General features: G+C 34.0%; 7 protein-coding genes and 1 pseudogene. All 8 read right to left on the bottom strand.

What is annotated here, in order from left to right; translation table 11 throughout:
- The coding region (locus tag F6K22_RS32945; protein WP_293108033.1) for a tetratricopeptide repeat protein at positions 1–1345 on the bottom strand (1345 nt) is incomplete at its 3' end.
- Between the two features lie 229 nt (positions 1346–1574).
- On the bottom strand, positions 1575–1826 hold the full coding sequence (locus F6K22_RS32940; RefSeq protein ID WP_293108031.1) for a hypothetical protein: 252 nt from the start codon (positions 1824–1826) through the stop codon (positions 1575–1577).
- A gap of 68 nt (positions 1827–1894) precedes the next feature.
- Entirely contained in the window at positions 1895–2443 is a 549-nt protein-coding gene (locus tag F6K22_RS32935) for an Rpn family recombination-promoting nuclease/putative transposase (protein WP_293108028.1), read from the bottom strand.
- Between the two features lie 244 nt (positions 2444–2687).
- Positions 2688–2777: pseudogene (locus F6K22_RS32930) on the bottom strand (DUF2887 domain-containing protein); the annotation flags it as partial.
- A gap of 147 nt (positions 2778–2924) precedes the next feature.
- The gene (locus F6K22_RS32925; protein WP_293108025.1) at positions 2925–3110 is read right to left on the bottom strand and encodes a DUF2283 domain-containing protein; all 186 of its coding nucleotides are present in this window, start codon (positions 3108–3110) and stop codon (positions 2925–2927) included.
- Complete coding sequence (locus tag F6K22_RS32920; protein WP_293108022.1) at positions 3103–3351, bottom strand: hypothetical protein; 249 nt, start codon at positions 3349–3351, stop codon at positions 3103–3105. The genes F6K22_RS32925 and F6K22_RS32920 overlap by 8 nt, the downstream gene beginning before the upstream one ends.
- Before the next feature lie 119 nt (positions 3352–3470).
- On the bottom strand, positions 3471–3833 hold the full coding sequence (locus tag F6K22_RS32915; RefSeq protein WP_293108035.1) for a DUF4384 domain-containing protein: 363 nt from the start codon (positions 3831–3833) through the stop codon (positions 3471–3473).
- Between the two features lie 269 nt (positions 3834–4102).
- Positions 4103–4552, bottom strand: coding sequence for a hypothetical protein (locus F6K22_RS32910; protein WP_293108019.1), 450 nt, complete (start codon positions 4550–4552; stop codon positions 4103–4105).
- Positions 4553–4588: the final 36 nt, after the last annotated feature.

Here is a 4588-nt window from a genome sequence, read left to right as displayed (position 1 = left end):
TGGCTAAAGCCTCTTGCAAAAGAGGTTCAGCTTCACTATATTTTCCTTGATTATAGTATAGGGAACCGAGGTTATGTAAGCTATTAGCCACATCAGGATTGTCTTCAGTAAATAAACGTTTTCTCATGGCTAAAGCCTCTTGATGGAGAGGTTTAGCTTCACTATATTTTCCTTGATTATCGTATAGGAAACCGAGGTTGCTTAAGCTAGTAGCTATATCAGGATGGTCTTCAGTAAATAAACGTTTATAAATAGCTAAAGCCTCTTGATAAAGAGGTTCAGCTTCACTATATTTTCCTTGTTTATAGTATAGGGAACCGAGGTTATTTAAGCTATTAGCAACATCAGAATGGTCTTCAGTAAATAAACGTTTTTTCATAGCTAAAGCCTCTTGGTACAGGGGTTTAGCTTCACTATATTTTCCTTGACTTTGGTAGAGCAAGGCTAGGTTGCTTAAGCAACTAGCCACATCAGGATTGTCTTCAGTAAATAAACGTTTTTTCATAGCTAAAGCCTCTTGTAAAAGAAGTTCAGCTTCAATATATTTTCCTTGTTTATAGTATAGGGAACCGAGGTTATTTAAGCTAGTAGCCACATCAGAATGGTCTTCAGTAAATAAACGTTTTCTCATGGCTAAAGCCTCTTGATAAAGAGGTTTGGCTTCACTATATTTTCCTTGACTATCGTATAGGGAAGCAAGGTTATTCAAGCTAGTAGCCACATCAGGATGGTCTTCAGAAAATAAACGTTTATAAGTAGCTAAAGCCTCTTGGTACAAAGGTTCAGCTAAGTTGTATTTTCCTTGATAATTGTATAGGGAAGCGAGGTTATTTAAGCTAGTCGCCACATCAGAATGGTCTTCAGTAAATAAACGCTTTCTCATAACTAAAGCCTCTTGGTAAAGAGGTTCAGCGAAGTTGTATTTTCCTTGATAATCGTATAGGGAAGCGAGGTTATTTAAGCTATTAGCCACATGAGGATTATCTCTTTTAAATAAACGTTTTCTCATGGCTAAAGCCTCTTGGTAAAGAGGTTCAGCGAAGTTGTATTTTCCTTGATAATCGTATAGGGAAGCGAGGTTACTTAAGCTAGTAGCCACATCAGGATGGTCTTTAGAAAATAAACGTTTTCTCATAGCTAAAGCCTCTTGTAAAAGAAGTTCAGCTTCACTATATTTTCCTTCCTTATAGTATAGGGAACCTAGAAGGTTTAAGGCAGAAGCAATATCTTGTTCTCCTACATTTGATAAAACATTACCTAACCATTCAAAGAAATTCGCTTTTGTCACCTCATCTTGTTGTTCTAAAAGTGAAAAAAAATCATCTATCTGATTAAATAAATTCATTTTTGTTACCTATTTTTATCTGCTGATGCTTCAGTAATAATATTGTGATTCTAGTTTTATTTGTAGGTTGGGTTGACGCAGGAAACCCAACATTTTTTTCGGTGGCGATCGCGGGAATGTGCCGAGTAGATGGCAAATAAAAAATCCGAGTATAGGAAAGCTTTTGGTAATTGATATTGTACCAGGAGTGTGTTGGGTTTCGTTGCCTCAACCCAACCTACAATCTAAGCTAATTCAAATTAGCAATAGCTTGTCGCACCTGCTCAATTTCTAATTCTAAAATTTCGGCAATTTCCTCAACAGAAAAGCCTTTTCTTAATAAACTAGGAATGACCTTTAATTTTCCTTTAATTTCTCCCAAAACTATACCTTCAGCTTTGGATTCAGCCATTAATTCCTGAGCAAAACGGGTGTTTTTCAAATCATCAATACCAAACATAGCTTCTAACTCCTGACGACTCATTTCTGGTAATTTTTCCAATACAATAGTCTGGAATACGAGAAATAGTTTGTTGGGTTTCGTTGCCTCAACCCAACCTACAGTTTAAGTTAATTAAATTTAGCAATAGCTTGTCGCACTTGCTCAACTTCTAACTCTAATATTTCAGCAATTTCCTCAACAGAAAAGCCTTTTCTTAATAAACTAGGAATAACTTCCAATTTTCCTTCTAACTTTCCTTCCAATTTTCCTTCTATTTTTCCTTCCAATTTTCCTTCAGCTTTTGATTCTGCCATTAATTCCTGAGCAAAACGAGTTTTTTTCAAATCATCAATACCAAACATAGCTTCTAACTCCTGACGACTCATTTCTGGTAATTTTTCTAGAACAATAACTGACAATAGGTTCAAAAGTTGTAACCGATAATTCTCCTCGGTAAACTGCTGTTTGACTCGATTAATTAAAACGGTTACTCTTTCCAAAAATTGTTTCTTCCTCGCTACAACTAATTGAACGATTTGTACACCTAAAGGAGTTGTTTCACTCACTTCTAGTTCATTCAAATAGATGCGCTTGACCAAAGGAGAATCTAAAAAGGGTTGCACAGATTCTCTTTGTCTTTCTGTCGGTTCAAAACTACGACTTTTAAAGATAATCATAGCACGCCTTTTCAGTTATCAGTTATCAGTTATCAGCTATTAGTTATCAGTTATTAGTTATTAGTAACTTTCACTGAAGCCATAGAACTGAAATACTGAAGTTTATTCTTTTCATAACCTTAAAATCGGAGACTTACAGCAGTTTCCAAAGCTATGAGGTACAGTTGTTTTTCTTCTTTTCTGTTCCCTGTTCCCTCAAACCTAAAATTTTGTACCTCATAACAACGGAAAGCGCTGTATAACCTTATTTTTTATCAATATCTTGAGGTAAAAATACCCCGTCTATTCTAAAAGAAGTCTGTTTTAATTCTACTGAATCAAAACGATAATCGTTGGAGTTTTCTGGTAATTATCCCCACAACTGAAAGAAAGTTTCCGGTAAATCTTGAAAAATTCGATAAAATATATGGTCGGTTTTCATCCACTCAATATTCTATTTATCGTTCTAATTTTTAACAGTTAATAATCTACCTTGCACAGATTATAAGATGGAATCTCTAATAAAAGAACTGGCATTAATAATTTCTATACCAATTAACTCCCCTGTTTCATTCAATTCTGCCGTAATATTAGGACTAATTTCTACGCTTCTTACTTCTGGTTCATTAGTCATAGTTAAATGCAGAATATCTTCTTTTTCAAAATAAGTCATTTTGGCATTATTCATAAATTGTAAATCTCCCATTGTTTAAACGAAATTTTATTTGTTGACGAGTTGTGGCATGAACAGTTATTGGTGTAATAGAATTTTCAGAACTTTCATAAGGAGTTACAACTAACTCCCGATCATGTTTACCTACAACTATTTGCTTTCCTGTGACTGTATCATAATATCTTTCTCCAGAAAATCGGACAATTCTTTCAAGCTGCTGTAATTTAAACCCTCTTAAATTAGCTCGATACTTCATATAATCTGTCGAGATAATTTATCTCATAAAATAGTTGAGCAAACTCCTTAATTCGATAAAATATATGGTCGGTTTTCATTTTGTCTTAAGTTGAGTGATAAACAGGGTTTCTCGGAAATTTAGGCTGTAATTAAATATTTATATCGCATCAATTGACAATTATTTTTATTCACATGATTCAGCAAACTTGCTAAATGTTCTGTTTGTAATTCTAACGGTTCATCTTCACGTTTAGGTAGCCAATCTAACTGGGGTTCTTCTTGACTAAAAACAGCGATAATTTCTTCATATCCAATAGGTGGTTGAACAACAAAAGGATCGTCTTTATCTTTTGGTAAAATCAATGTTCCCCAACGTACAGGAAAAGCCGGACTTAAAAAAGAAGGTGCAATACAATAAATTTCCCCAGAAGCACATTTTTCAGCCACAATTAAATAGCCATCATTTTGTAAATAAAAACTATATTTAATCTCACTACCAATGGAAAATGATTGGCAATCAGGTTGTGGGCTGGGATTCCATTTTTTAGTAGATATTCCTAAATGATCTGCAACACCAATTATCCCTGGTAGATTAGATACATCAACTTCAGATTCAGAAGCAGTTTTTTCAATCGAAATATTACTACTATTTTCTGATGGGTAAGTTTTTTCAATCGAAATCTTGCTACTATCCGTTGATTTTCCCCATAATTATTCCCAAAGTTCACTCATAGCAATCCTCCTAATTTTCCTAGTACAATTATTGATTTTTACCGTATTATTTCTAATGAAATATTGGAATTATTTTCAGCTTTAGTCAATAACTCTTGCCAAAGTTCAATAGTTGTTCGGGGTGCAACATTTTCGATATATTCAGGAAAAATTTCCTCCCGTAACCATTTTATGACACCTTCCCAACTTTTATCATATTTTCCATTGGGATTTTTCTTGTCTTGATAATCAAAACCATGTTTCTTTAGCACAGGATATATTTTTTTATGCCAGCAATCTCTCAAAGTATTAGATGAAAATTCACATTTTTCATTTTTTTCATTCTTCTGTAACTCCTTATTTAATTGCGACTGATTCTTGAGAGAATTATCTAATAGTAGTCTCTGTTTAAAAGCAACTGCATTATTGCCAGAAAACTCAAACTTAATCACCATATCGTCAAGAAATTGACTTTCCCAGTGTTCATAAGATTTATTCATAAGTGTCATTTCAGTTATCAGTTAGCCTCCTATCGCCCAAGTCAC

This window comes from Okeania sp. SIO2F4 (genome assembly GCF_010672385.1).
Classification (GTDB): domain Bacteria; phylum Cyanobacteriota; class Cyanobacteriia; order Cyanobacteriales; family Microcoleaceae; genus Trichodesmium.
The sequence above is the reverse complement of the archived record's forward strand: the minus strand, read 5'-3'. Positions and strand labels throughout refer to the sequence as shown.